At 78.1% G+C, this 493-nt stretch carries 1 protein-coding gene; it reads right to left on the bottom strand.

Features of this window, described 5'->3' with window-relative positions; genetic code table 11:
* Window positions 1–493 (bottom strand): DUF1932 domain-containing protein (locus tag GTW08_RS07820; protein WP_161151689.1); only part of this gene is annotated, 493 nt, incomplete at both ends.

Raw genomic sequence — 493 nt, 5'->3', positions numbered from 1 at the left:
GGGAGAAGCCGTCGGGCACCCCGGCGGCGGCGAACGCGTCGGCCGCCTCGTCCATCTCCCCCGCCCAGCGCCACGCCTTTCCCGCCATCCGCTCGCGGGCGCGGGCCAGCGCGGCGGCGTGGTCGACCCCGGCCCGGTCCAGCTCGGCGTGCAGGGCCCCGGTGACACCGAACGCCGCGGCGGCCTCCTCGAGCGCCAGCCACAGCATGGGTGCCGCCTTGCTCTGCAGCGCGAAGCAGGCCTTCAGCCCGCTCGCGGCGCCCAGGTCGGTCCCGGCGGTGCCGAGCACCCTGGCGTCGAACGGGCCCGGCTCGAGCAGGGTGGCGGCGGTGTCCGCCCCCGGCCCGGACAGCCACAGCGTCGTGGTGCCCACCGTCCAGGCGGGCGGGCCGATGACGGCGCCGTCGCACACGGTCGCGCGGTCGCCGAGCAGTGTCGCGATGCCGCGGACGGTGTCCGGGGACACCGCGTTGGCCTCGACGTAGAGCGGGCG

Origin of the sequence: Pseudonocardia sp. SID8383 (genome assembly GCF_009864975.1) — a bacterium.
Classification (GTDB): Bacteria; Actinomycetota; Actinomycetes; order Mycobacteriales; family Pseudonocardiaceae; genus Pseudonocardia; species Pseudonocardia alni.
Note: the sequence above shows the minus strand (reverse complement) of the source record. Positions and strands in the feature narration are given on the sequence as shown.